This window comes from Sphaerotilus uruguayifluvii, from assembly GCF_013294065.1.
GTDB lineage: Bacteria > Pseudomonadota > Gammaproteobacteria > Burkholderiales > Burkholderiaceae_C > Sphaerotilus > Sphaerotilus uruguayifluvii.
In genome coordinates this window covers 67,281-92,730 of record NZ_JABSNM010000013.1, presented here as the reverse complement: position 1 = coordinate 92,730, position 25,450 = coordinate 67,281, and the positions used below count along the sequence as shown (strand labels likewise).

Below are 25,450 nucleotides of genomic sequence, written 5' to 3'. Positions count from 1 at the left end.
AGTCGCGCGGCCCGGCTCCGGGATAATCCGCGCGATGGAACATTTCGACGCCATCATCGTCGGGGCCGGCGCTGCCGGCCTTTTCTGTGCGGCGCGCGCCGGCCAGCAGGGCCTGCGCGTGCTGCTGCTCGACCACTCGGACCGGGTCGCCGAGAAGATCCGCATCTCCGGCGGCGGGCGCTGCAACTTCACCAACCGCGACGCCGGTCCCGCCAACTACCTCTCCGACAATCCGCGCTTCGCGCGCTCGGCGCTGTCGCGCTACACGCCGGCCGACTTCATCGCGCTGGTGCAGCGCCACCGCATCGCCTTCCACGAGAAGCACAAGGGCCAGCTCTTCTGCGACCGCAGCGCCGAGGACATCATCGCGATGCTGCTGCGCGAGGGCGAGGCCGGCGGCGTCATCCGACGCCAGCCCTGCGGCGTGCACGGCATCCGCCGCACCGAGGGCGAGACGCCCCGCTTCGAGCTCGACACCGACGCCGGCCCGGTGACCGCGCCGCGCCTGGTCATCGCCACCGGCGGCCTGCCGGTGCCGGCCATCGGCGCGACCGACTTCGGCCTGAAGGTGGCGCAGCAGTTCGGCCTGGGCGTGATCGCGCCGCGGCCGGCGCTGGTGCCGCTCACCTTCGACGCGCAGGCCTGGGCGCCGTTCGCGGCCCTGTCGGGCATCGCGCTGCCGGCCGGCATCTCCTGCGGCACCGGCAAGGCGCGCACCACCTTCCTGGAAGACCTGCTCTTCACCCACCGCGGCCTGAGCGGCCCCGGCATCCTGCAGATCTCCAGCTTCTGGCGGCCGGGCCAGCCGATCGAGATCGACCTGACGCCGGGGCTGGACCTGGCCGCGCGGCTGATGCAGGCCAAGCAGGGATCGCGCCGCCAGCTCGGCAACGAATTCGCCACGCTGCTGCCCGCCCGGCTGGCCGAGGCCTGGCTGGCCGGCGCCGGCCTGGACGCGGCCCGCCCGATGCCCGAATGCCGCGACCGCGACCTGCAGGCGCTGGCGCAGCGCGCGCGCGCCTGGTCGCTGCAGCCCGCCGGCGACGCCGGCTGGAAGAAGGCCGAGGTCATGGCCGGCGGCGTCGACACCCGCGAGCTGAGCTCGCAGTCGCTCGAGAGCCGCCAGGTGCCGGGCCTGCACTTCATCGGCGAGGTGGTCGACGTGACCGGCTGGCTCGGCGGCTACAACTTCCAGTGGGCCTGGGCCAGCGCCGCGGCCTGCGCCGACGCGATGGCGGCCACGCAGGCCGGCGCGCGCGCCGGATGACGGAAAAGCGGCTCCGGACGGCGCCGGAGCGCCCTCCAGCTGCTACACTCACGAATTCACCACTGTCGGCAAAACCTGGGCTACAATCCGCGGCTTTGCTGGCAAAGAAGTCCGATCGAGTCGACGACATCTGGGTTTCCGGAAAACCCCGCGCCGGCCACCGAGGACACAACCGAAGGATCCTTCAGTTCATGACGACCATCCGAGTCAAGGAAAACGAGCCGTTCGACGTTGCCCTGCGTCGCTTCAAGCGCACGATCGAGAAGCTGGGCCTGCTGCCCGAGCTGCGCGCGCGCGAGTTCTACGAGAAGCCGACCGCAGAGCGCAAGCGCAAGAAGGCCGCGGCCGTCAAGCGCCACTACAAGCGCGTGCGCTCGATGCAGCTGCCCAAGCGCCTGTACTGATCGACAAGGTCCGCCCCGCGCGGACCCGTCCCGTCAGACACTGCCAGAACCCGCGCGGGACGCCGTCGCGGGTTTTGTCGTTTTCAGACCATCAAGGAACCCACCATGAGCCTCAAGGACCAGATCACCGCCGACATGAAGGATGCGATGCGCGCGAAGGACAGCGAGCGCCTGGGCACCATCCGCCTGCTGCTGGCCGCGGTCAAGCAGAAGGAAGTCGACGAGCAGATCACGCTGGACGACGCGGCCGTCGTCGCGGTCGTCGACCGCCTGATCAAGCAGCGCAAGGACTCGATCGGTCAGTTCACGGCCGCCGGCCGCACCGACCTGGCCGACAAGGAGTCGGCCGAGCTGAAGGTGCTGGAGGTCTACCTGCCGCAGCGCCTGAGCGCCGAGGAGATCGACGCCGCCGTGCAGGCCATCGTCGCCGGCCTGGGCGCCACCGGTCCCGGCGCGATGGGCCAGGTCATGGGCGCGGTCAAGCAGCAGCTCGCCGGCAAGGCCGACATGGCGCTGGTGTCGGCCGCGGTCAAGCGCGCGCTGGCGGGCTGATCCGCCCGCTCGCGCCGGCGCCGGACGGCCCCGGCCCTCTTTTCCCACTCCCGCCCCAAGCGAGGTTTCCGATGAGCACTTCCCTGCCGATCCAGCGCGTCACCGAGGACTTCTGCGTCGCGCCGCAGCTCACCCCGGCCGCGATGGCCGAAGTGGCCGCGGCGGGCTTCCGCAGCGTCGTCAACAACCGCCCCGACTTCGAGCACGGTCCGGACCAGCCCACCAGCGCCGAGATCGAGACGGCCGCCCGCGCCGCGGGCCTGCAGTACGTGCACCTGCCGGTGGCCGGCGGCTACCAGAGCCCCGAGGAGATCGCCCGCTTCGCCGAGCTGCTGGCGACGCTGCCGCGCCCGCTGCTGGCCTTCTGCCGCAGCGGCGCGCGCGCGGCCAAGCTGCACGCCCAGGCCACGCAGGCCTGATGCGCCATGCCCGCGGCCACCGCGCCTGAGCCGCACGGCCCGCGGCGGCTGCGCCGGCGCATCCTGCTGCTGGCGGTGCTGCCGCTGCTGGCGGCCATCGCGCTGATCGCGCTGGCGGTGCGCTCGCAGGCCCAGGACCTCGCGCGCGAGGAGCGCCAGCTCGTCGAGTCGGCCTACCTCGCCAGCAAGGAGGCCGAGCTGCGCCATCACGTCGAGATGGCGATGAACATGGTGCGTCCGCTCTACGACAGCGGCCGCGACGACGCCGCCACGCAGGCCGAGGCCGCGCGCATCCTGGCCGCCTTCGACTACGACGGCGGCGACGGCTACTTCTTCGTCTACGACTACAGCGGGCGCTGCCTAGTGCTGCCGCACCAGCCCGAGCTGGTCGGGCAGAACCTCTGGGACATCCGCGACCGCGACGGCCTGCCGGTGGTGCAGGAGCTGGTCGCACGGGCCCGCCAGGGCCAGGGCTACTTCCGCTACGTCTGGAACAAGCCCTCGTCGCGCCAGGTCGCGCCGAAGCTGGGCTATGTCGTCGGACTGCAGCGCTGGGGCTGGATGGTCGGCACCGGCATCTACCTCGACGACGTGCAGGCCACACTCGACGCGCTCGAGCGCGAGGGCCGCGCCAACATCGACAAGACCACCGGCTGGATCGCCGGCATCGCGCTGCTGGCGCTGGTGCTGGTGGGCGGCAGCGCGCTGGCGATGAACCTCAGCGAGTACCGCGCCGCCGACGCGCAGCTGCAGCTGCTGGCGCGCCAGGTGGTGCAGTCGCAGGAGAACGAGCGCGCCCACCTCTCGCGCGAGCTGCACGACGGCACCGGCCAGACGCTGGTGTCGATCAAGCTGCTGATGGACAGCACGATGGAGCAGCTGCGCCGCGAGCACGGCCGCGTGCCCGGCTCGCTCGAGCGTGCGCGCCGTCGCATCGACGAGGCGCTGGGCGAGGTGCGCGACATCTCGCACCGGCTGCGTCCGGTGGTGCTCGACACGCTGGGCCTGCCCAGCGCGCTGCGCCACCTCGGCGAGGAGTTCGCCGAGCATGCGCAGCTCGCCTTCTTCATGCGCATCGGCGGCCTCGAGCAGGACCTGCCCGAGGCGGTCAACACCGTGCTGTTCCGCATCACGCAGGAGGCGCTGACCAACATCGACAAGCACGCCGGCGCCGGCCGGGTCGACCTGCGGCTGATCTACCGCGGCGGCGACGTGCGGCTGACGGTCAGCGACGACGGCCACGGCTTCGACACCGCCGCGATCCGTGCCGATCCGCGCCGCGGCATCGGCCTGCTCAACATGCGCGAGCGCATCGAGTCGATCGGCGGCGAGTTCCGGGTACAGTCGCGCCCGGGCGCCACGCGCGTCGTCGCGCAGATCGGCGCCGACGCCATCCGCCGGCTGACGCCGCCCCCGGCCCAGCCCGCGCCGTCCGCCGTGTCCGCCGCGTCCCTTCCGTCCCCCACCGATGTCCGCCGTCCCGATGCGAATCCTGATCGTCGATGACCACCCGCTCGTGCGCGAAGGCGTGCGCACGCTGATCAGCAGCCAGCCCGACCTCCAGGTCGTCGGCGAGGCCGCCGACGCCGACAGCGCGCTCGAGGCGATCGAGCGCTGCCTGCCACAGCTGGTGCTGACCGACATCGGCATGAAGCAGGTCAACGGCATCGCGCTGACCGCGCGGATCCGCGAGCGCTGGCCGGAGATCGACGTGATCGTGCTGAGCATGTACGACAACCCGGAATACGTGCACCAGGCGATGCAGGCCGGCGCACGCGGCTACGTGCTGAAGGACGCGCCCTCGTCGGACATCGCCGACGCGATCCGTGCGGTCGCCGCCGGCGACACCTTCCTGAGCGCGAGCGTGTCGCGCCCGACCGCGCGCAGCGACAGCGCGCGCCCGATCCTGTCCGAGCGCGAGGCCGAGATCCTCGCCTGCCTGGCGCGCGGGCTGTCGAGCAAGCAGATCGCCGCCGAGTACGACCTGAGCGTGCGCACCGTCGAGACGCACCGCCAGAACATCCGCCGCAAGCTGCGCATCGAGGGCCAGGCCGAGCTGATCCGCTACGCGGTCGAGCACTGCCGCACCGCGGGCTGAACGCCGCGCCGCGCGCCGCAGCTCACTGCCCGAGCTTGTCCTTTTTGAACTGCGTGGTGATCCGGGACCACCATTCGAAGGTCTTCTCGAGATTTTCCTTCGTCACGCCCTGATCGAGGTTCACGGACATTTCCAGCACCGGGTCGCCCTCCCGGTCGAGATAGGCCTTGCCGAACCTTCTCGTCCGGTTCCAGTCGTTCATGTCCGACTGGGAGACGCTGGCGCCGGACCAGGAAGACAGGAACTGGATGTCGACGCAGTTCTCGCCGTTGGTGCAGCCGTAGAAATAGATCCCGTACTTGATGCCGTTGATGCGCCCGATGATCCTGGGATCGCCGGAAGCATCCTTGCTCAGCTCGGCGCTGCCATATCCCCGGGCGATCTGGAAGATCGTCTGGGGGAATTTCGCGGTCACCAGTTCGACCGCTCCGGACATGCCCGGCACCGCCATGGCAAAAGCCGCCAGGCCAGCCACCACGAATTTCCTCATGGATTCTCCCATCCCTGCGAATACTCATACCGTCATGTGCATGATGCCACGGCCTCATGAGAGATCAAAGACGCCCGAGCGCGCCGCCCGGACACTCGACGGCCGCACGGCACGGCAGGGTTCGTGAACCCTGCCACGCGGGACTGCGTAGTGCCGCGTAGTCGTAACACCCGATGGGCCGGCTCAGGGTTTTCGAGTGTGATACGCGCCAATGTCGGACCACTGCGCGCCGGACCTCCCCGGCAGGTCCGGCCCGCCCTCCCCCCGCCATTGCCGTCGCCTTTCCATTCTCCGGAGACAAGCCCTTGACTGCCCTACTGCAACTGTCGAGATGGATCGACGCGTTCACCGAACGCGTCGGTCGCAGCGTCGCCTGGCTGGTCCTGATCACCGTCGTGATCTCGGCCGGCAACGCCATCGTCCGCAAGGCCTTCAACACCAGCTCGAACGCGCTGCTCGAGATCCAGTGGTACCTGTTCGCCGCGATCTTCCTGCTCGGCGCGGGCTACACCATGCTGCGCCAGGAACATGTGCGCATCGACGTGATCCTGGGCCGCTTCTCCAAGCGCACGCAGATCAAGGTCGACATCTTCGGCATCGTCTGCTTCCTGTTCCCGCTGGTGATCACCGTGATCGCGATGGTCACGCCGCTGGTCATCAAGGCCTTCGAGACGCACGAGATGTCGTCCAACGCCGGCGGCCTGGTGCGCTGGCCGGTGTTCGCGCTGGTGCCCGCCGGCTTCGCGCTGCTGGGTCTGCAGGGCGTGTCGGAGCTGATCAAGCGCTTCGCCTTCCTGCAGGGACTGATCGAGGACCCGACCGAGAAGAAGCAGGCCAAGTCGGCCGAGGAAGAACTGGCCGAAGCCATCCTGGCCGCCGAAGCCGCCAAGAAGGGAGACGCCAAGTGATCGAGTTCCTGTCGGCCAACATGGCCCCGGTGATGTTCCTGGGGCTGATTCTCTTCCTGCTGCTCGGCTATTCCGTCGCGTTCTCGCTGGGCGCCTGCGGCCTGCTGTTCAGCTTCGTCGGCATCGAGATGGGGCTGCTGCCGGCCTCGCTGATGCAGGCGCTGCCGCTGCGCATCTTCGGCATCATGCAGAACGACACGCTGCTGGCCATTCCCTTCTTCACCTTCATGGGCCTGATCCTGGAGCGGTCCGGGATGGCGGAGGATCTGCTCGACACCATCGGCCAGCTCTTCGGCCCGGTGCGCGGCGGCCTGGCCTTCGCGGTGATCTTCGTCGGCGCCATGCTCGCCGCCACCACCGGCGTCGTCGCGGCCTCGGTGATCTCGATGGGCCTGATCTCGCTGCCGATCATGCTGCGCTACGGCTACGACCGGCGCGTGGCCTCGGGCGTGATCGCCGCGTCGGGCACGCTGGCGCAGATCATTCCGCCCTCGCTGGTGCTGATCATCATGGCCGACCAGCTCGGCCGCTCGGTCGGCGACCTGTACAAGGGCGCCTTCATTCCCGGCTTCGTGCTGACCGGCCTGTACGTCGGCTTCATCGTGCTGGTGGCGGTGCTGCGTCCGCACATGGTGCCGGCGCTGCCGCCCGAGGCCCGCTCGATCCGCGAGGACAACGGCTCCTCGGGCCTGCCCTCGCTGGGCGCGCTGACCGCGCTGTCGGTCGCGCTGGCCGTCGGCTTCGCCAAGACCCGTCCGGACAGCGCCCCGCTGGACGAGACCATCGTGCTGTCGATGTGCGTCGGCGTCGGCGTGGCCTTCGTGCTGTCGGTGATCAACAAGACGATGAAGCTGGGCCTGCTGTCGAAGATGGCCGAGCGCGTCACCTTCGTGCTGATCCCGCCGCTGGGCCTGATCTTCCTGGTGCTGGGCACGATCTTCCTGGGCATCGCCACGCCGACCGAAGGCGGCGCGATGGGCGCCGTGGGTGCGCTGCTGATGGCCGTCAGCCGCGGCCGCCTGAGCATGAACCTGCTGCGCCAGGCCATGGACTCGACGATGAAGCTGTCGTGCTTCGTGGTCTTCATCCTGGTGGGCTCGACGGTGTTCAGCCTGACCTTCCAGGGCGTCGACGGTCCGAAGTGGGTCGAGCACCTGCTCACCAGCCTGCCCGGCGGCCAGCTCGGCTTCCTGATCGTCGTGAACATCCTGGTGTTCGTGCTGGCCTTCTTCCTGGACTTCTTCGAGCTGTCCTTCATCGTGGTCCCGCTGCTGGGCCCGGTGGCCGAGAAGCTGGGCATCGACCTGGTCTGGTTCGGCGTGCTGCTGGCGGTCAACATGCAGACCTCCTTCATGCATCCGCCCTTCGGCTTCGCGCTGTTCTACCTGCGCTCGGTCGCGCCGACCAAGGACTACAAGGACCGCGTCACCGGCAAGACGGTCGAGAAGATCACCACGAGCCAGATCTACTGGGGCTCGGTGCCCTTCGTGCTCATCCAGATCATCATGGTCGGCCTGATCATCACCTTCCCGAACCTGGTCTCGGGCGGCCTCGACAAGAAGGCCGAGGTCAACGTCGACGACGTGCAGATCGAGATGCAGGCCGACACGCCCAAGGCCGAGGACGATCCGATGGCCGCCTTCAAGGGCATGGAAGCGGCGTCCGACGCCAAGTGACCTCAAGGCCGTGAGGCCGTGATGAGGGCCGGGGCCATCCCCCGGCCGGTGGAAACCTCCGCCACGGGCGGGCCCGCATTCGTTGATAAGCTCACGGAATGCGTGCCCGCCCTTCTTCTTTTCCGTTCGATCCCGAGGTCGTCGTCCGGCGCCCCGGCCGCGTGCTGCGGCTGGCGCTGGCCCTGGCGCTGCTGCCGGCGGCGCTGCCGAGGCCGGCCCTGGCCGCACCGGCGGCCTCCGCCCCGGCCGCGCGTGCGGCGCTGAGCGTCAGCACGGTGCAGCCGCGGCGCGAGCCGATGGCGCGCACGCTCGAGGCCAGCGGCGCGATCGCGCCCTGGCAGGAGGCGGTGATCGGCGCGGAGGCCCAGGGCCTGCGCCTGGTCGAGCTGGGCGTGCAGGTGGGCGACCGGGTGCGCCGCGGCCAGCTGCTGGCGCGGCTGCAGTCGGACACGCTGGCGGCCGACCGCGCCGCCACGCAGGCCTCGATCGCCGAGGCCGAGGCGGTGCTCGCGCAGGCGCGGCTCGAGGCCGAGCGCGACCGCGCGCTGCAGGCCGGCGGCGCCGTCAGCGCGCAGCAGCTGCAGCAGACGCAGACGGCCGAGAACACCGCACGCGCGCGGCTGCAGGCGCTGAAGGCGCGGCTGCAGGCCGACGAGCTGCGGCTGGCGCAGACCCGCATCCTCGCGCCCGACGACGGCATCGTCTCGGCGCGCGCGGCCACGCTCGGCGCGGTCGTCCAGCCCGGGCAGGAGCTCTTCCGGCTGATCCGCCAGGGCCGGCTGGAATGGCGCGCCGAGCTGCCCGGCGCCGACATGGCCCGGGTCGCGCCCGGCACCGCGGTGCGGCTGACGCCGGCGGGCACCGCCACCGTGCTCGAGGGCCGGGTGCGCCAGATCGCGCCGACGGTCGATCCGGCCACCCGCCAGGGCCTGGTCCATGTCGACCTGCGCGCAGGCGCGCCCGCCTCGGGCGAGACGGCCACGGCCGCGCGCCCGGGCATGCTGGCGCGCGGCACCTTCCTGCTCGGCCAGAGCGAGGCGCTGACGCTGCCGCAGTCGGCGGTGCTGCTGCGCGAGGGCCGCAGCATCGTCATGCAGGTCGGCAGCGACGAGCGGGTGCGCGAGACGGTCGTGCGCACCGGCCGGCGCAGCGGCGACCGCGTCGAGATCCTCGACGGGCTCGACGCGCAGGCCCGGGTCGTCGGCCAGGGGGCGGGCTTCCTGGCCGACGGCGACCGGGTCAGGATCGTCGCCGCGCCCGGCCCGGCCGCCGCCACCGGAGCCGCCCAGTGAACGTCTCCGCCTGGTCGATCCGCAACCCGATTCCCGCGATCCTGCTGTTCCTGCTGCTGACGCTCGCCGGCCTGATGGGCTTCCGGGCGATGACGGTGCAGAACTTTCCCGACATCGACCTGCCCTCGGTCACCGTCAGCGCCGCGCTGCCGGGCGCCGCGCCGGCGCAGCTCGAGACCGAGGTCGCGCGCAAGATCGAGAACTCGCTGGCCACGCTCAAGGGCCTCAAGCACCTCTACACCCAGGTCCAGGACGGCGCCGTCACGATCACCGCCGAGTTCCGGCTCGAGAAGCCGACGCAGGAGGCGGTCGACGACGTGCGCGACGCGGTCGCGCGGGTGCGCTCGGACCTGCCCGGCGACCTGCGCGACCCGGTGGTGCAGAAGGTCGACCTGGCCGGCTCGCCGATCCTGACCTACACCGTCTCGTCCGGACACATGGACGACGAGGCGCTGAGCTGGTTCGTCGACAACACCGTCACCAAGCAGATGCTGGCGGTGCGCGGCGTCGGCGCCGTCTCGCGGGTCGGCGGCGTCAGCCGCGAGGTGCGCATCGAGCTCGACCCGGCAATGCTGCTGGCGCTGGGCGCGACCGCCTCCGACGTCTCGCGCCAGCTGCGCCAGATCCAGCAGGACGCCCCCGGCGGGCGCAGCGATCTTGGCGGCGCCGAGCAGGCGGTGCGCACCATCGCGACGGTGGGCAGCGCCGACGAGCTGGCGCGGCTCGACATCGTGCTCTCCGACGGCCGCCATGTGCGCCTGGACCAGATCGCGCGCGTCAGCGACACGGTGGCCGAGCGCCGCTCGGCCGCGCTGCTCGACGGCCGCCCGGTCGTCGGCTTCGAGATCACCCGCAGCAAGGGCGCCGGCGAGGTCGACGTGGCGCGCGGCGTGCGCGCGCGGCTCGAGGCGCTGCGCGCCGAGCATCCGGACATCCAGGTCACCGAGGCCTTCAACTTCGTCGATCCGGTCCAGGAAGGCTACGAGGGCTCGATGCACCTGCTCTACGAGGGCGCGGTGCTGGCGGTGATCGTGGTGTGGTTCTTCCTGCGCGACTGGCGCGCGACCTTCGTCTCGGCGGTGGCGCTGCCGCTGTCGGCCATCCCGACCTTCGCGCTGATGCACCTGCTGGGCTTCACCGTCAACGTGGTGACGCTGCTGAGCCTGTCGCTGGTGGTGGGCATCCTGGTCGACGACGCCATCGTCGAGATCGAGAACATCATGCGCCACCTCGCGATGGGCAAGACGCCCTTCGAGGCGGCGATGGAGGCGGCCGACGAGATCGGCCTGGCGGTGATCGCCACGACCTTCACGCTGATCGCCGTCTTCCTGCCGACCGCCTTCATGAGCGGCGTGGCGGGCAAGTTCTTCGTGCAGTTCGGCTGGACCGCGGCGATCGCGGTGTTCTTCTCGCTGGTGGTGGCGCGCATGCTCACGCCGATGATGGCCGCCTACCTGCTGCGCCCGGTCGCGCACGCCGAGACGCCGCCGCGCTGGATGGGCGCCTACCTGAAGATGGCCGCCTGGTGCCTGAAGCACCGCATCCTGACGATGCTGGCCACCGCGGCCTTCTTCGTCGGCTCCTTCATGCTGGTGCCGCTGCTGCCCACCGGCTTCATCCCGCCCGACGACCTGTCGCAGACCCAGGTCAGCATCACGCTGCCGCCGGGCTCGACGCTGGCCGAGACGACCGCCGCGGCCGAGCGCGCGCGCGCGCTGGTGGGCGCGCATCCGCAGGTGAAGATGATCTACACCGCCATCGGCGGCGGCGCGGCCGGCGCCGACCCGTTCGCGCCGCAGGGGGCGGCCGAGGTGCGCAAGGCGGTGCTGACGGTCAACATGACCCACCGCAGCGAGCGCCGCGGCCTGAGCAAGCAGGCCATCGAGGCCGAGCTGCGCCAGCGGCTGGAGGCGCTGCCGGGCGCACGCATCAAGGTCGGCTTCGGCGGCTCCAACGACAAGTACATCCTGGTGCTGGCCAGCGAGAACGGCGAGACGCTGGCCGCGCATGCGCGCCAGGTCGAGCGCGAGCTGCGCACGCTCCCCGGCATCGGCAACGTCACCTCCAGCTCCAGCCTGGTCCGCCCGGAGCTGCTGGTGCGGCCCGACCCGGTGCGCGCGGCCGACCTCGGCGTGACCACCGCGGCGATCGCCGACACGCTGCGGGTCGCCACCCGCGGCGACTACGACCAGTCGCTGCCCAAGCTCAACCTCTCGCAGCGCCAGGTGCCGATCGTCGTGCGCCTGCCCGCCGAGGCCCGCAGCGACCTCGACCTGCTCGGCCGGCTGCCGGTGCCCGGTGCACGCGGGCCGGTGAGGCTGTCGAGCGTGGCCACGCTGGAGCTCTCCAGCGGCCCGGCGCAGATCGACCGCTACGACCGCCAGCGCAACGTCAACTTCGAGATCGAGCTCAACGGCCAGCCGCTCGGCGAGGTCGAGCGCCAGGCGCTGGCGCTGCCCAGCCTGAAGAACCTGCCGCCGGGCGTGATGCAGACCACCGTCGGCGACGCCGAGGCGATGGCCGAGCTGTTCGAGAGCTTCGGCCTGGCGATGCTCACCGGCGTGCTGTGCATCTACATCGTGCTGGTGCTGCTGCTGAAGGACTTCATCCAGCCGGCGACCATCCTGGCCGCGCTGGTGCTGTCGATTCCGGGCGCCTTCCTGGCGCTGTTCGTCACGCACACGGCGCTGTCGATGCCCTCGATGATCGGCCTGATCATGCTGATGGGCATCGCCACCAAGAACTCGATCCTGCTGGTCGACTATGTGGTGCTGGCGCGCAAGGAGCACGGCCTGGGACGGCTGGAGGCGGTGCTCGACGCCTGCCGCAAGCGCGCACGCCCGATCATCATGACGACGATCGCGATGGGCGCGGGCATGATGCCGATCGCGCTGGGCCTGGGGGTGGACCCGAGCTTCCGCGCGCCGATGGCCATCGTCGTGATCGGCGGCCTGATCACCTCGACCTTCCTGAGCCTGCTGGTGATCCCGGTGGTGTTCACCGGGGTCGACGACCTGCTCGCGCTGGGCGCGCGGCTGCTGCGGCGCGGCCGCGGCGGAGCAGTCTCCGACGAGGCGGCCGCATCGACGCCGCATCGGCCCTGAAGACACCGGGGCGACCGGCAGACGGAGTCGATGTTCGAGTCCGCCCGGCGGTCGCCCCGGGAGCGCAGGATCAGCCGGAGACCGGCCGACCGTGCAGGCGCATCACTTCACGTGATGCTTGTGCGCGTGCTTGGCCACCTTGTGGACCGGCTTGTGGTGGTGCTTCTTGGTGGCGGCGTGGGCCGACAGGGCACCGGTGGCCAGCAGCACGGCGGCGATGGCGGCAACAAAACGGGACATCGGAATCTCCTTCGAGAGCTTGCGGGTGAGCCGCCCGGCAGACACGCCGGACGGATCGGGCATTCTAGGGACGAGCCGGGGCATCAAGCTGCAACCGTTCGCAGCCGTCGCTCCAAACACACGCGAAATGCATCACGACCGACTCTGGCGCCTGAAGTCGTGGCAGATCAGGGCAGCGGATCAGGAACAGATCGGCGGATACGCCAGCACATGCCGGTCCGCGCCCTGCCCGATGCGCACGCACCAGCGATCATCCTGTCCGGTGGCGCCGGGGCAGCGCCCGCCCGGCAGATCGCCGGGCGGCACGCCCTTCCTGACGCCCAGGCGCCCGTCGGGCGTCACCGTCAGCATCGAATCCTTGCGCGACCACACGCTCAGCGACAGCACGTCCCCGTCGAGCGCGACCGGCACATGATCGAGCGGCACCCGCCAGCTGCGCAGCACCCGGCCGGCCGCATCGAGCTCCTGGACCTCGTCGGCGACGAACCACGGCGCCTTGCGGGGCATGGCCGAGACACGCAGCACCACCACCGGGCCGCAGGGCCCCTCGTCGTCGACGTGCACGCCCTTCGGCGGCGGCACAGGCGTGCCGGAAAAATGCAGCTCCAGAAGCGGCGCCGCCTGCGCGGACGACAGCGGGGACGACAGCACGCCCGCCAGCATCAGCGCGGCGGTCAGCCAGGACGGAGCGCGGCAAGGCCGCAGGACGACAGGCAGCAGCATGGTTCCTCGACAGGCAGGCGAAATCCGCGGAATGAGCCGATTGTGGCTCAGCGCGCGAGCCTGCCGGGACGCCGGACGTGAAAGCGCAGCAGCCAGAGCGCCAGCAGCACGCTGGGCAGCGCCAGCACGATCCCCAGGCCCGAGGCCGCCAGCAGCTCGCCCGCGTCGGAGCGGGCATCCCAGGGAAAGACCCAGGGCCACGACAGCGCGCTGCCCAGCGCGGCCAGCGTGCCGACCCCCGGGACGCCGCGGCCCATGCGCCGGTCCAGCACCCAGCTCAGGCTCATCGACAGATGGCAGACCCAGGCCAGCAGCACCAGCACACCGACCCCCATCGCCAGCGGCTGCCTTCGCTCCATGACCATCAGCCCGCCCGCCAGCGCCAGGCTCGCCAGCAGCGCCCAGCCCGACAGCAGATGGCAGACGAGCACAACGGCGAGGCGGCGCACGGACAGGGACACGGGCAGGCCCCGGGACCGGTCACTTCGGCCGGTGCAGCGCGCAGAGCTTGTTGCCGTCCGGATCGCGCACGTAGGCCAGATGCATCGTGCCCAGCGCGCCCTGGCGCGGCCCCGGCGGATCCTCGACCGAGGTGCCGCCGTGCGCGACCGCCACGTCGTGGAACTGCGTGACCTGCTCGGGCGACTCGCACTTGAAGCCGATCGTGCCGCCGTTGGCGAAGGTCGCCGGCTCGCCGTCGATCGGCTCGGTGACGCAGAAGCTCGAGCCGCCGTGGCGGTAGAACAGGCGCATCTGGCCGGCCGCGTTGCGGTTCTCCATCGCCTCGCCGGCCCCGAGCACGCCGAGCACCGCGTCGTAGAAGCGCTTCGAGCGCTCGATGTCGTTGGATCCGACCATCACATGGCTGAACATCGTCCTGTCTCCTGAAGAAGGCGCCGGAATCGGCAGTGAAAGGCCCGAAGGCGCTCACGAGTGTAGCGAGGCCGCGGCGCGCCCGCCCTCGAGCGCCTCGCCCACATAGCGCCTGACGCGCGGGGGCTGCCCGCCGACGTGGAAGGCCAGCCGGCGCTCGCGCAGCTGCACGTCGGCGGCGGTGAAGCGCTCCAGGCGGCGCAGGTGCTCGACCCAGGTCTCGTCGACGAAATACTCGACGCAGCGGCCCACAGGCCGCCGACACCATCAGCGCGGTCGGACCGAAGTCCAGCCCGCCAGATGACCCCAGGTCGCCGCTTAGGACTGTCGGCTAGCCGCCATGTCACCCGCGAGGCCTAACGTTTGAGCTGAGCCGACCGTGGAGGCAAGGCGCCCTGGCCGACGAGAGCAACATAGTAAAGGGCTCTTGGCGGCCAGGGTGCCTTGCCGGAGCGGGTCGGCTCGAGCGAAGGGTTAGGCCCCACACCCATTGCCGGACACGGGCAAGGGCTCCTTCCAAGCAGCGGCGGCCGAGGCAGGTTCCGGCTCCCGTAGAAGACTGGCCAACTCCTCGTTCTCAAATAGGAGCTGTCGAGACTCGGTGTCGTGATTGACGATGAGTACGCGTTTAACGCCGACCAGCAACGTGGTGGGAATTGCGAAGCGAACGGTTCTGGCGAACTCACATTTCGTGCTTGCGAGTTGGACAAGGGGTCGATGAGCCCAGACATGAACAACGGCTACGCCGCCTTCGTCTTTCGTCAGCTTGACCGGGGGCACCGTACCGGGATTGTGGAAGAACTCCAGTTTTTCGACGTAGAGCGCACCTCCTGCCCGAAACGCATTCGCCTTCTCCGAGAAGTTCGCTGGGGGATCAGCGGCGCCGGAGACGCTGAAATTGCCCAGTACCTGGCCTCCTGCAGTTTCGGCGGGTGCGGGCGCGTCCGCGAGCAGCAACGCAGCACAGAGGCCGAAGCCGCAGGCTGCGATAGCAAGGATGACGCTTCTCGTTCGCAATGTGGGGCCTAACGCCCGCGGTAAGCTGCGCCGCAGCGAAGCGGAGGGCACCAAAAGGCAGAGCCTTTTGGCGTCAGCTTGACCAACCAGTTAGGCGGCACGCTTAACCCGGACATTAAACGCCAATAGTGCCACCCAGAATACGAAGCCGAGCAACGACATGAAATACGGTGTCCATTCAAGGTGTCCTCTTTGCATTAGGTAGCCGTAGTAGAACTCGGGCCAAAGCCAAAGACCGAGAAGTAGGAGCAAAGCAGCGCCCAAACTGATGAACCCCGCACTTCCCAAGAGGAGACGCCGCTCAAGATGTGCGCTTGGGCGCAACGAGCCTAGACCGACGAAGACGAATAGCCAACTCAACAGAAGCCCCCAGCCCATTGTGGGCTCGGAGTGTGCCGCCATGACGGAGATAGCTAGATAGCTCATAAGTAGCGCACCAAGCACAAGCACTAGGCTGCCGGGTGTGGCTCCTTGCCTTAACTCGAACCGTTGTATATGGAACTCGGCAGCCGCCACAACTGGAACACCAGAGAAGAACAATGCCGCTTGGAACATTCCGGCAATGTGGCGTTCGTCTTCAGGTGCGAGGCTGAGCCCAGCAGTGATCAGTGAAACGAGCAGGAAGACGCCCCAAGTAATCACGCGCGCAACTTTCGCTACCCCGTTCATCATGCCGCCTAACGCAGAGTTAACCGGCGTGCGGAGGCAGATGGCGCCTGGCCGCGGAGGGACGATAACCGACCTGGCCCGGAGCGGCCAGGCGACGGCTGCCGTAGCGCGTCCGGTTGAACGACCTGTTAGGCAGCAGGGCGCTTCGTGGCAGCGCGGACACGCAGGGGGCGTGACCTATGCCCCGTCGAGAATTCTGTATATTGGCTTCAGAAGCGGATACCCAGGTGAGCCGACATCGGTGTAGTAGATAGTCTTCTCCTTTGGAGCGATTTCAATGATCGCGTTGCCGTCAGTTAGGCGAATACGACCGAGCGTCGAAGAGGTTCCTTCATTCCATCGACGGGAGGTCTGATGTTCCCGATTGAACTCCAGCCACTGTCCGTTGCTCTCCCGCCGAAATTCTCCGCTCCAACTCGTTGGTCCCTTGAAGAAAGTCTCGTAGGTAAAATGCGACCACTTGTTGCTGGGCAGCCAAGGCGGCCAGCCAATGCCCACGGCGGGAATGGCGATCGCCGCGGGTGCGATCAGGCCTGCAGCAATCGCGTACCTTCTAAGGCGACGGCGCTTGAGCTCCCCAAGTAGGGAGTCGACCGATGCGCGAACTTCAGCGGCGGCGTTGCCCGAGATGCTCAGGATGGTTGCCGCCTGCAGGTACTGAGGTAGTTCGGCGGCCTTCACCTCACCCAAGGTGACTGATAGAACCCGAGCGACCGGGCTCGGCCAGCGCTCGCGTGCAAACTTCAGTTCGGTTAGGGTGAATCTGCCGGGCATGATAGATGCAGGCGAAGCGACAAAGACAAATACGTCGCATTGCTTGATGGCCGCGCGGATGCGAGCCTGGTAGTCGCCCGCGGCTGGAAGGCTCTCCTGATCGTAGAAGACATTGACGCCTGCATTGGCGAGCGCCAGCTGCATCGCCTCTACTTGCTGTTTGTCTTCCGATGCGTGGCAAAGAAATACAGAGGCCATTGACGTCTCGTAGTGGCTAGCTGCGCATCTCTCTGCTGCCTAACGTAATTTAGACCTCACGGCCCTGCTGTCTAACGTGGTCGCCGCCATCTAACCTGGCGCCGGAACGGCACGCAATTTGTTGTCAGCATTGAAATTTTTCCGCAGCTTGACGCATAACCTCCCCCTAAATGGACCGTGAAACCCTGCACCGAGCACAGCCAGTCAGGCCGCCTGCACATGGCCGATCAGCATAGCCGCCAGCACGTTTTTCGTCTATCAAAGCACGCCGGCCCCCACCCGCATCCCGCTTCAGGGCGATTGGCCTCCGGCCGCCACCACGCCAGACTGCCCGCATGAACCACCCACCTCGCCGCAGCACGTCGGCCGACCGCCCGCCGCTGCAGTCGAAGCGCCTGCTGGACCAGCTGCGCGAGCGCATCCGGTACCTGCACTACAGCCTGAAGACCGAGGAGGCCTACCTGTCCTGGAGCCGCGCCTACATCCGATTCCACGGCGTGCGCCACCCCAAGGACATGGGCGCCGCCGAGGTCGAGGCGTTCCTGACCCACCTGACCAACGTGCGGCGGGTCTCTGTCTCGACACACAAACAGGCGCTGTCGGCACTGCTGTTCCTCTATCGCGAGGTGATCGGCGTCGATTTGCCCTGGATGAACGAGATGGCGCGGTCGAAACACCGCACGCACTGGACCGCAAATACCCGCGAGCAGGCACTTGCTGCAGGGTGGCACCGATATTCGCACCGTGCAGGAACTGCTCGGTCACAGCGACGTGAGCACGACCATGATCTGCACCCACGTCCTCAAGATCGCCGCCGGCACGACACGCAGCCCGCTGGATGCGCTGCTGGCGGCCTGAGCCTGAATCACCGCCCCACCCCCTCCAGCGCCTCCCCCACATACCGCCGTACCTTCGGCGCCTCCGCCCCCAGGTGAAACGCCAGCCGCCGCCCGCGCAGCTGCACGTCGTCGGCCGTGAAGCGCTCCAGTCGGCGCAGGTGCTCGACCCAGGTCTCGTCGACGAAGTACTCGACATACCGCCCCGGCCGCTCGGTATCCCGGAACAGGCCCCACGACAGCGCCCCCTGGCGCAGCCGCGCGCGCCGCGTCAGCCGCATCACCTCGGCGAAGTCGGCGGCGCGCGCCGGATCGATCAGGTATTCCACCGTCACCATCACCGGCCCCTCGTCCGGGCCGATGTCGGTGGCCGGATTGGGCGGCACCGCCGGCAGCGCCGGGCGCAGGTCCGCCTCCTGGCCGGAGACGGTGAAGCCGCGCACCGCCAGCAGCACCAGCGGCCCGCAGGCGGCCGACACGATCAGCGCCGTCGGCACCGAGGTCCAGCCCGCCAGATGCCCCCAGGTCGCCGCGCCGGCGGCCGAGCCGCCCATCAGCGCCATCTGGTAGGTCGACATGCCGCGCGCGCGCACCCAGTTGGGCAGCGCCAGCTGGGCCGACATCGTCAGCGTGTTGGCGGTGGCGATCCAGGCCATGCCGGCCAGCGCCATGCCCAGCGCGGCCAGCCACAGCCAGGGCGCCAACGCCACCACCAGCGTCATCCCCGCCACGATCAGCGAGCCCAGGCCGACGATGCGGTCGCGGCTGTGGCGCTCGCGCAGTCGCGGCAGCATCATCACGGCCGTCATCGCGCCGCCCCCCATGCAGGCCATCAGCAGCGTGAAGCCCCCCGCCCCGCCGCCGAGCCGGCGCGCCACCAGCGGCAGCAGCGCGGTCAGCGCAGTGCTCAGGAAGAAGAACACGAACACCCGCAGCAGCACCGCGCGCATGCGCGGGTTCTGCGCCACATGCTGCACGCCCACCCGCATCGCGCCGACGAAGCGCTCGCCCGGCAGCGCGCTGATGCGCGGGCTGCTCTTCCAGCGCAGGATCTGCGCGAAGGCCAGCAGCGACAGCACCGCATTGAGCACGAACACCGCCGCGCTGCCCGAGGCCGCCAGCACCGCGCCGGCCACGATGGGGCCGAGGATGCGCGAGAGGTTCATCGCCATCGCCTGCAGCGCCAGCGCCCCCGACAGCGAGGCCGCCGGCACGATCTCCGGCACGATGGCCGCGAACACCGGCCAGCGCGCCGCCAGCCCGATGCCGTTGGCGAAGGTCAGCACCAGCAGCAGGTGCGGCGTGATGCCCTCGGCCAGCGCCAGCATCGCCAGCAGCGTGGCCACCAGCGCCACCCACAGCTGGGTGGAGGCGAACCAGCGCCGGCGGTCGACGATGTCGGCCAGCGCCCCGCTGGGCAGGCCCAGCAGGAAGACCGGCAGCGTCGACGCCGCCGAGACCAGCGCCACCATCACCGCGCTGTCGGTGAGCTGCGTCATCAGCCAGGCGGCCGCGACATCGTTCATCCACATCGTCAGGTTGGCCGCCAGCCAGGCCAGCCAGAGCATGCGGAACACCGGCAGGCGCAGCGGCTGCAGCGCCTGCGGCAGGCGCTCGGGGTCGAGCATCGACTTCGGGATCAGGGGCATCGTGCGGACATCATGCAAATGAAAAAGGCCCCACCGGGGGGTGGGGCCTTGGCAGGAATGCGCTCAGGGCGGGACGCCGTGTCAGTCCGCGTCCTGGAAGGCTTCCTCGCGCTTGTTCTTGATCGAGGGCAGCATCACCACCACGACCATCAGCGCCGCGGCGATCAGCAGGCCGGCCGACAGCGGGCGGCTCATGAAGGTCGTCCAGTCGCCACGCGACAGCAGCAGCGCGCGGCGCAGGTTCTCTTCCATCATGGGGCCCAGGATGAAGCCCAGCAGCAGCGGCGCGGGCTCGCAGTCGAGCTTGCTGAACACATAGCCGACGAAGCCGAACAGCACCGCGGCGTAGACGTCGAAGTTGTTGTTGTTCAGCGTGTACAGGCCGATGCAGCAGAACACCAGGATGGCCGGGAACAGGAAGCGGTAGGGCACCGTCAGCAGGCGGATCCAGATGCCGATCATCGGCAGGTTCAGGATCACCAGCAGCAGGTTGCCGATCCACATCGACGCGATCAGGCCCCAGAACAGCTCGGGGTTGCTCGACATCACCTGCGGGCCGGGCTGGATGCCCTTGATGGTCATCGCACCCACCATCAGCGCCATCACGGCGTTGGGCGGAATGCCCAGCGTCAGCATCGGGATGAAGCTGGTCTGCGCGCCGGCGTTGTTGGCCGACTCGGGGCCGGCCACGCCGCGGATGTTGCCCTGGCCGAAGGGCACCTCGCCCGGACGGCCCTTGGACTTCTTCTCGACGGTGTAGGCCGCGAACGAGGCCAGCAGCGCACCGCCGCCGGGCAGCACGCCCAGGATCGAGCCCAGCGCGGTGCCGCGCAGCACGGCCGGGAAGGCGTCCTTCACGTCCTGCTTCGTCGGCATCAGGCCCTTGACGTCCTTCGTGAAGACCTCGCGCTCCTCGGAGGGCACGCTGAGGTTGACGATGATCTCGCCGAAGCCGAACACGCCCATCGCGATCGTCACGAAGCCGATGCCGTCGGTCAGCTCAGGAATGTCGAAGCTGAAGCGCGGCACGCCCGAGATCACGTCGGTGTTGATCTGGCCGAGCAGCAGGCCCAGCAGGATCATCGCGATCGCCTTGACCAGCGAGCCCGAGGCCAGCACCACCGCGCCGATCAGGCCCAGCACCATCAGCGAGAAGTACTCGGCCGGGCCGAACTGGAAAGCCAGCTCGGTCAGCGGCGGCGCGAAGGCGGCGATCACCAGCGTGCCCACGCAGCCGGCGAAGAACGAGCCCAGGCCGGCCGCGGCCAGCGCCGCGCCCGCACGCCCCTTGCGGGCCATCTGGTAGCCGTCCAGCGCCGTGACCACCGAGGAGGCCTCGCCCGGCACGTTGATCAGGATCGCGGTGGTCGAGCCGCCGTACTGCGCGCCGTAGTAGATGCCGGCGAGCATGATCAGCGCCGGCGTGGCGTCGAGCGAGTAGATGCTGGGCAGCAGCATCGCGATCGTCGCCACCGGGCCGAGGCCCGGCAGCACGCCGATCAGCGTGCCCAGGATCGCGCCCATCAGCGCGTAGAACAGGTTCTGGAAGGTCGCAGCGGCCTGGAAGCCGATCGACAGGTTATGGATCAGGTCCATCAGGTGTCTCCGTGTTCTTGGGGTTCGATGGCCGGATCAGGCGCCGCCGAGAAAGGCCGGCAGCAGCGGGATCGTCAGGCCCAGGCCCTTCGAGAACACCGCCCAGGACATCACCGTCAGGATCGTGGCGTTGAGCAGCGCCTCCTTCAGCTTGAACTCGTCGCTGGCCATGGCCGAGCCGATGACCAGGATCGGCAGCGTGATGAACATGCCCGCGCGCGGCAGCAGGAAGCCGAACAGCGTGATGGTGCCCAGGATGATCAGCAGCGGCTTCCAGGCAAAGGCGCCCACCGGATTGCCGTCCGCGTTCCTGGCCTTGAACGCGCCCAGCAGCACGACGCCGCCCAGGATGGCCATCAGCACGCCCAGGCCGAAGGGAAAGTAGGCCGGGCCGGGCCGGGCCGAGTTGCCGAAGCTGTAGTCCAGCGAGCCGACGGCGAAGGCCGCTCCGACCGCGATGAACATCAGCCCCGACCAGAAGTCCCTCTGGTTTCCTATCTTCATGCGTCATCTCCTCAATGTTGGAAATCGGATGACGCGATTCTAGGAAGGCTCCCGGGGTGCGCAGCTGTGGGGACCACTTAGCGGGATGACGTCAGATCACAAGGGAAAACCCTGATTTCCAGCCCATTCGCGGCCGGATCACCCCCGATCACTGCAGCGAGCCGCCCCCCTCCTCCCACGCCGGCGTCGAGCGCAGCACCTCGTCGAGCGTGGTCTGGCCCTGCGCGACCAGGCGCAGGCCGGCGCGGCGCAGCGGCTGCAGGCCGCCGGCCAGTCCCGCCCGGCGTAGCCGCGCCAGGTCGGGCTCGGCGCCGATGGCCGAGCGCACCGCCGCGTCGACCTCGAGCAGCTCGAACAGGCCGAGCCGGCCGCGGTAGCCGGTCTGGCGGCAGGCCGGGCAGCCGACCGGGCGCATCGGCCGCAAGGGCTCGCCGGGCTCGAGCACCGGCAGCCGGCCCAGCGCGGCCTGGAGCAGTTCGGGCGCGAGCGCCGCGTCGGGCGCGCGGCAGTCCGGACAGAGCCGGCGCACCAGGCGCTGCGCCAGCACGCCCGAGAGCGTCGCGCCGATCAGGTAGGCCGGCACGCCCAGGTCGAGCAGCCGGGTCACCGCGCTGGCCGCATCGTTGGTGTGCAGCGTCGAGAACACCAGGTGACCGGTCAGCGCCGCCTGCACCGCCATCTCGGCGGTGGCCAGGTCGCGGATCTCGCCGACCATGATGATGTCGGGGTCCTGGCGCATCAGCGTGCGCAGGCCGCTGGCGAAGTCGAGCTCGACCGCCGCCTGCACCTGCGTCTGGTTGAAGGCCGGCTCGATCATCTCGATCGGGTCCTCGATGGTGCAGACATTGACCTCGTCGGTGGCCAGCGCGCGCAGCGTGGCGTAGAGCGTGGTGGTCTTGCCGCTGCCGGTCGGGCCGGTGACCAGCACGATGCCGTGCGGCTGCGCGACCAGGCGCTGCCAGCGCGCGGCGTCGGCCGCGCCGAAGCCCAGCGCCTCGACCGGCTGCACCGCCGTCTCCGGGTCGAAGATGCGCATCACCAGCTTCTCGCCGAAGGCGGTGGGCAGCGTCGACAGGCGCATCTCGATCTCGTCGCCGCGCGGGCTGCGGGTCTTGATGCGGCCGTCCTGGGGCCGGCGGCGCTCGATCACGTCCATGCGCGCGAGCAGCTTGATGCGCGCGGTCACCGCGGCCATGACGGTCTGCGGCAGCTGGTAGGCGGTGTGCAGCACGCCGTCGATGCGCAGCCGGATCAGGCACTGCTCGCGCCGGGGCTCGAGGTGGATGTCGCTGGCGCGCTGCTCGAAGGCGTAGGTCCACAGCCAGTCGACCACCTGCACGACGCCCTGGTCGTTGGCGTCGAGCTGGCGGTGCTTGCCCAGCTCGACCAGCTGCTCGAAGTTGACGCTGGCGCTGACCTCGCCGGTCTTCTGCGCGGCGCGCACCGAGCGGGCGAGCTGGTAGAACTCGGTCGTGTAGCGCGCCAGCTCCAGCGGACTGCTGACGACCCGGCGCACGGTGCGCCGGGTGTGGCGCGCGATCTCGTCGACCCAGTCGGTGACGAAGGGCTCGGCGGTGGCGACGACCACCTCGGTCGCGCCGACCTGCACCGGCAGCACCCGGCGCCGCTCGGCGTAGCCGGCCGACATCACCTCGGTGACCCGCGCGACGTCGACCTTCAGCGGATCGATGCGCAGATAGGCCAGGCCGGCGCGCTGCGCCAGCCAGCGCGTCAGCGCCTCCAGGTCGAGCGCGCGGCCGTCGCGGGCGTCGACCAGGCTGGCCCCGGCCAGGCGCACCAGCGGATGCTGGGCGCTGTCGCCCGCGCCCAGGCGCTGCGCGAGCTGCACCGCCTCGTCCGGGCGCACCCGGCCGTCCTCGACCAGCCAGCCCAGCATCTGGCGCCAGGTGAGCGGCCCGCCCGGCTCGGTGGCGGCCGGCACCGTGCGCCGCGCCGGGCCGCTCATTCGGACGGCTCCGCCACGGACGAGGCGGCCTTGGGCCTGCGGGGCGCACGCACCGGCGGCAGCGGCTGGATCAGCCCGAGCCAGCGCACCGCCTTCAGGCCGCAGCGCGCGGTGACGGCGGCGGCGCGCTCGCGCAGCACCGCCTCGTCGGGAATCGTTCCGGCGCGCACCGCCAGCACGATGGTGTTGCCCTCGGGCGTGGGCGCGAGCATGCGCACCGTGCCGCCCGACGCGGCGAAGGCGGCCTCGATGCGGCGCGCGCTGCGCGAGAAGCTGGCGTTGCGCCCGAACAGGTTGACCGTCATCACGCCGCCCTCCGTCAGCACGTCGTGGCAGCCGCGGTAGAACTCGTCGTCGTCGAGCACCGGCGCGGCGGCCTCGTGGTCGTAGAGGTCGACGCTGAGCACCTCGGCGCTGCCGTGGTGGGCCGCGTCCTGCACCCAGGCGCCGGCGTCGGCGATCTGCACCGACAGCCGCTCGTCGTCGGCCGGCAGCCGGAACCACTGCCGGCACGCCGCCACGACCTGCGCGTTGAGCTCGACCGCGGTGGTGCGCAGCCCCAGCTCGCCGTGGCAGAAGCGCGTCAGCGCCGCGGCGCCCAGGCCGAGCTGCACCACGCGGGTGTCGTCGAGCACGGCCGGATCGCGCAGCAGCGTCCAGGCCATCATGCGCTGCACATAGTCGAGCTCGAGCGCGCGCGGCTTGCGCAGCCGCATCGCGCCCTGCACCCACGGCGTGTCGCCCAGGTGCAGGTAGCGCACGCCATCGAACTCGGAGATCGTCGCGGAAGGCAGCTCGCCGTCGCGGCGGCGGGAACGGGAAGCGGAAGTCATGCCAGATCGTAGCGCGCGAATGTTTCCCGCCAGGCCGCGAGCTTGCGCTCGAAGGACCAGCCGGCGTTCGCCGGGCTGGTCGAGGGCAGGCGGTGCACCGCGAAGCCCAGCGCCTGCAGCCGGCGCATCGTGCGCGCCGACTCCGCGCCGTTGTGCGCCACCGCCTCCAGCCCCGGCGCGATGTGGCGCAGGCCGGCCAGATCGTTGAGTTCGGCCGCCTCGATCGCGCTGTCCAGGCTGCCCTCGCGGCGCACCCGCGCATAGACATCCCACAGCCCCAGCCCGCGCTCGCGCAGCACCTCCAGCCGGTCAAGATACGGCAAGGCCCACAGGTCGAGGCCCCACAGCGCCGACAGGATCGGCCAGAACTGGTTGCGCGGGTGGGCGTAGTACTGCTGCTGCGCCAGCGAGGCTACGCCGGGAAAGCTGCCCAGCACCATCAGCCGGGTGCGCGGCCCCACGACCGGCCCGAAGCCGGCCAGCGGCAGAGCCTCGGGCGCGCCGGTGCCGCTCATGTCGCCGCACCGATCAGCGCCGCCAGCCCCGGCAGCGCGGCGCAGGCATTGGCGCGGGTGATCGCGGCCGTCTCCTCCAGGCTCCAGCCGCGCAGCACGGCCAGCGTCTCGGCGATGCGCGGCAGCTCGGCGGGCTCGTTGCGGCTGCTCTGGCCGGCTGCGCGCTCGGCGGCGGTGCGGTAGAGCCAGTGCGGCGGGATGTCGGGCGCGTCCGTCTCGAGCACGATGGCCTCGGCCGGCAGCGCCGTAGCCAGGCGGCGGATCTGCAGCGCGCGCTCGAAGGTCATCGCGCCGCCGAAGCCCAGCTTCAGGCCCAGGTCGACGAAGGCGCGCGCCTGCTGCTCGCTGCCGTTGAACGCATGCGCGATGCCGCCACGCACCGGATGGCGCCGCAGCAGCGCCAGCACCGCGTCCGCCGAGCGGCGCACATGCAGGATGACCGGCAGGTCATGGCGGCGCGCCAGCCTGAGCTGCTCGGCCAGGAAATGGCGCTGGCGCGCCGCGTCCAGGCCGGGCTCGAAGCCGTCGATGCCGATCTCGCCCACCGCCACCCGGCGGGGATCGTCCCGCGTGGCCGCCAGCATCGCGTCCAGCCGCGCCAGCGAATCCTCGGGCTCGGCCGCGCCGGTCCACAGCGGATGCAGGCCCAGCGCGTAGGGCTGGCCGGTGCGCTCGGCCAGATGCCGCAGCGGCTCGAAATGGTCGGCCGTGACGGCGGGCAGCACCAGACAGGAGACGCCCCTTGCGCGGGCACGCGCCAGCACCGCATCGCGGTCGGCGTCGAACTCGGGGGCGTCGAGGTGGCAGTGGGTGTCGATCCAGAGGGGCATCGCGGGCCGGGGGTGAC

At 70.0% G+C, this 25,450-nt stretch carries 27 protein-coding genes; 12 read left to right on the top strand and 15 right to left on the bottom strand.

Annotation, left to right across the window (positions count from 1 at the left end; genetic code table 11):
* Window positions 1-34 precede the first annotated feature (34 nt).
* The 6 genes from HNQ01_RS14815 to HNQ01_RS14790 all read left to right on the top strand — a co-directional run bounded on the left by HNQ01_RS14815 (window position 35) and on the right by HNQ01_RS14790 (window position 4,740).
* Window positions 35-1,267, top strand: coding sequence for a BaiN/RdsA family NAD(P)/FAD-dependent oxidoreductase (locus HNQ01_RS14815; protein ID WP_173806222.1), 1,233 nt, complete (start codon window positions 35-37; stop codon window positions 1,265-1,267).
* A 191-nt stretch (window positions 1,268-1,458) separates the two neighbouring features.
* Window positions 1,459-1,671, top strand: coding sequence for a 30S ribosomal protein S21 (gene rpsU / locus HNQ01_RS14810; RefSeq protein WP_037482088.1), 213 nt, complete (start codon window positions 1,459-1,461; stop codon window positions 1,669-1,671).
* Between the two features lie 105 nt (window positions 1,672-1,776).
* A complete protein-coding gene (locus HNQ01_RS14805; protein ID WP_173806221.1) occupies window positions 1,777-2,223 on the top strand; it encodes a GatB/YqeY domain-containing protein in 447 nt (148 codons plus the stop codon).
* A 71-nt stretch (window positions 2,224-2,294) separates the two neighbouring features.
* A complete protein-coding gene (locus HNQ01_RS14800; RefSeq protein WP_173806220.1) occupies window positions 2,295-2,642 on the top strand; it encodes a protein tyrosine phosphatase family protein in 348 nt (115 codons plus the stop codon).
* Window positions 2,643-2,648: 6 nt separating this feature from the next.
* Complete coding sequence (locus HNQ01_RS14795; protein WP_173806219.1) at window positions 2,649-4,148, top strand: cache domain-containing protein; 1,500 nt, start codon at window positions 2,649-2,651, stop codon at window positions 4,146-4,148.
* Complete coding sequence (locus HNQ01_RS14790; RefSeq protein ID WP_286180834.1) at window positions 4,111-4,740, top strand: response regulator transcription factor; 630 nt, start codon at window positions 4,111-4,113, stop codon at window positions 4,738-4,740. The genes HNQ01_RS14795 and HNQ01_RS14790 overlap by 38 nt, the downstream gene beginning before the upstream one ends.
* 22 nt (window positions 4,741-4,762) lie before the next feature.
* Here the strand turns inward: HNQ01_RS14790 and HNQ01_RS14785 are convergent, their stop codons facing one another.
* The gene (locus tag HNQ01_RS14785) at window positions 4,763-5,230 is read right to left on the bottom strand and encodes a YbjN domain-containing protein (protein WP_173806217.1); all 468 of its coding nucleotides are present in this window, start codon (window positions 5,228-5,230) and stop codon (window positions 4,763-4,765) included.
* Between the two features lie 305 nt (window positions 5,231-5,535).
* Here HNQ01_RS14785 and HNQ01_RS14780 point away from each other — a divergent pair, with 305 nt between their 5' ends.
* The 4 genes from HNQ01_RS14780 to HNQ01_RS14765 all read left to right on the top strand — a co-directional run bounded on the left by HNQ01_RS14780 (window position 5,536) and on the right by HNQ01_RS14765 (window position 12,210).
* Window positions 5,536-6,138, top strand: coding sequence for a TRAP transporter small permease subunit (locus HNQ01_RS14780; protein WP_173806216.1), 603 nt, complete (start codon window positions 5,536-5,538; stop codon window positions 6,136-6,138).
* Window positions 6,138-7,814 carry a TRAP transporter large permease gene (locus HNQ01_RS14775; RefSeq protein WP_173806250.1) on the top strand — a complete coding sequence of 559 codons (1,677 nt, stop codon included), beginning with the start codon at window positions 6,138-6,140 and terminating at the stop codon, window positions 7,812-7,814. Before HNQ01_RS14780 ends, HNQ01_RS14775 begins: the two co-directional genes overlap by 1 nt.
* A gap of 98 nt (window positions 7,815-7,912) precedes the next feature.
* Window positions 7,913-9,106, top strand: a complete 1,194-nt coding sequence (locus HNQ01_RS14770; protein ID WP_173806215.1) for an efflux RND transporter periplasmic adaptor subunit — start codon at window positions 7,913-7,915, stop codon at window positions 9,104-9,106.
* Window positions 9,103-12,210 (top strand): efflux RND transporter permease subunit, encoded by a 3,108-nt coding sequence (locus HNQ01_RS14765; RefSeq protein ID WP_173806214.1) that lies wholly within the window; start codon window positions 9,103-9,105, stop codon window positions 12,208-12,210. Before HNQ01_RS14770 ends, HNQ01_RS14765 begins: the two co-directional genes overlap by 4 nt.
* 102 nt (window positions 12,211-12,312) lie before the next feature.
* Here the strand turns inward: HNQ01_RS14765 and HNQ01_RS14760 are convergent, their stop codons facing one another.
* The 5 genes from HNQ01_RS14760 to HNQ01_RS14740 form a co-directional block, all read right to left on the bottom strand.
* The gene (locus HNQ01_RS14760; protein ID WP_173806213.1) at window positions 12,313-12,450 is read right to left on the bottom strand and encodes a hypothetical protein; all 138 of its coding nucleotides are present in this window, start codon (window positions 12,448-12,450) and stop codon (window positions 12,313-12,315) included.
* 180 nt (window positions 12,451-12,630) lie between these two features.
* A complete protein-coding gene (locus tag HNQ01_RS14755) occupies window positions 12,631-13,173 on the bottom strand; it encodes a hypothetical protein (RefSeq protein WP_173806212.1) in 543 nt (180 codons plus the stop codon).
* A gap of 47 nt (window positions 13,174-13,220) precedes the next feature.
* On the bottom strand, window positions 13,221-13,634 hold the full coding sequence (locus tag HNQ01_RS14750; protein WP_173806211.1) for a hypothetical protein: 414 nt from the start codon (window positions 13,632-13,634) through the stop codon (window positions 13,221-13,223).
* 19 nt (window positions 13,635-13,653) lie between these two features.
* On the bottom strand, window positions 13,654-14,046 hold the full coding sequence (locus HNQ01_RS14745; protein WP_173806210.1) for a VOC family protein: 393 nt from the start codon (window positions 14,044-14,046) through the stop codon (window positions 13,654-13,656).
* A gap of 54 nt (window positions 14,047-14,100) precedes the next feature.
* Window positions 14,101-14,298: an MFS transporter gene (locus HNQ01_RS14740; RefSeq protein ID WP_173806209.1), complete on the bottom strand. Its 198-nt coding sequence runs from the start codon at window positions 14,296-14,298 to the stop codon at window positions 14,101-14,103.
* A 477-nt stretch (window positions 14,299-14,775) separates the two neighbouring features.
* Between HNQ01_RS14740 and HNQ01_RS14735 the strand changes: the two genes are divergently transcribed.
* On the top strand, window positions 14,776-15,075 hold the full coding sequence (locus tag HNQ01_RS14735; RefSeq protein ID WP_173806208.1) for a hypothetical protein: 300 nt from the start codon (window positions 14,776-14,778) through the stop codon (window positions 15,073-15,075).
* 78 nt (window positions 15,076-15,153) lie between these two features.
* Here HNQ01_RS14735 and HNQ01_RS14730 read toward each other — a convergent pair whose 3' ends face one another.
* Window positions 15,154-15,732: a hypothetical protein gene (locus HNQ01_RS14730; RefSeq protein ID WP_173806207.1), complete on the bottom strand. Its 579-nt coding sequence runs from the start codon at window positions 15,730-15,732 to the stop codon at window positions 15,154-15,156.
* 177 nt (window positions 15,733-15,909) lie between these two features.
* A complete protein-coding gene (locus HNQ01_RS14725; protein WP_173806206.1) occupies window positions 15,910-16,704 on the bottom strand; it encodes a toll/interleukin-1 receptor domain-containing protein in 795 nt (264 codons plus the stop codon).
* A 335-nt stretch (window positions 16,705-17,039) separates the two neighbouring features.
* Between HNQ01_RS14725 and HNQ01_RS14720 the strand changes: the two genes are divergently transcribed.
* Window positions 17,040-17,639 (top strand): phage integrase N-terminal SAM-like domain-containing protein, encoded by a 600-nt coding sequence (locus HNQ01_RS14720; protein WP_286180832.1) that lies wholly within the window; start codon window positions 17,040-17,042, stop codon window positions 17,637-17,639.
* On the opposite strand, the gene HNQ01_RS14715 is transcribed toward HNQ01_RS14720, so the two are convergent.
* The 7 genes from HNQ01_RS14715 to HNQ01_RS14685 form a co-directional block, all read right to left on the bottom strand.
* Window positions 17,570-19,189, bottom strand: coding sequence for an MFS transporter (locus HNQ01_RS14715; RefSeq protein WP_286180831.1), 1,620 nt, complete (start codon window positions 19,187-19,189; stop codon window positions 17,570-17,572). The two genes, HNQ01_RS14720 and HNQ01_RS14715, sit on opposite strands and share 70 nt — an antisense overlap.
* 81 nt (window positions 19,190-19,270) lie before the next feature.
* Entirely contained in the window at window positions 19,271-20,785 is a 1,515-nt protein-coding gene (locus HNQ01_RS14710) for a tripartite tricarboxylate transporter permease (protein WP_173806205.1), read from the bottom strand.
* 36 nt (window positions 20,786-20,821) lie between these two features.
* Window positions 20,822-21,289 (bottom strand): tripartite tricarboxylate transporter TctB family protein, encoded by a 468-nt coding sequence (locus tag HNQ01_RS14705; protein WP_173806204.1) that lies wholly within the window; start codon window positions 21,287-21,289, stop codon window positions 20,822-20,824.
* Window positions 21,290-21,437: 148 nt separating this feature from the next.
* Window positions 21,438-23,255 (bottom strand): GspE/PulE family protein, encoded by a 1,818-nt coding sequence (locus tag HNQ01_RS14700; protein ID WP_286180830.1) that lies wholly within the window; start codon window positions 23,253-23,255, stop codon window positions 21,438-21,440.
* Complete coding sequence (locus HNQ01_RS14695; protein ID WP_173806203.1) at window positions 23,252-24,088, bottom strand: spermine/spermidine synthase domain-containing protein; 837 nt, start codon at window positions 24,086-24,088, stop codon at window positions 23,252-23,254. The genes HNQ01_RS14700 and HNQ01_RS14695 overlap by 4 nt, the downstream gene beginning before the upstream one ends.
* On the bottom strand, window positions 24,085-24,603 hold the full coding sequence (locus HNQ01_RS14690; RefSeq protein ID WP_173806202.1) for a DNA-deoxyinosine glycosylase: 519 nt from the start codon (window positions 24,601-24,603) through the stop codon (window positions 24,085-24,087). Before HNQ01_RS14690 ends, HNQ01_RS14695 begins: the two co-directional genes overlap by 4 nt.
* Complete coding sequence (locus HNQ01_RS14685) at window positions 24,600-25,433, bottom strand: TatD family hydrolase (protein WP_173806201.1); 834 nt, start codon at window positions 25,431-25,433, stop codon at window positions 24,600-24,602. Before HNQ01_RS14685 ends, HNQ01_RS14690 begins: the two co-directional genes overlap by 4 nt.
* Window positions 25,434-25,450: the final 17 nt, after the last annotated feature.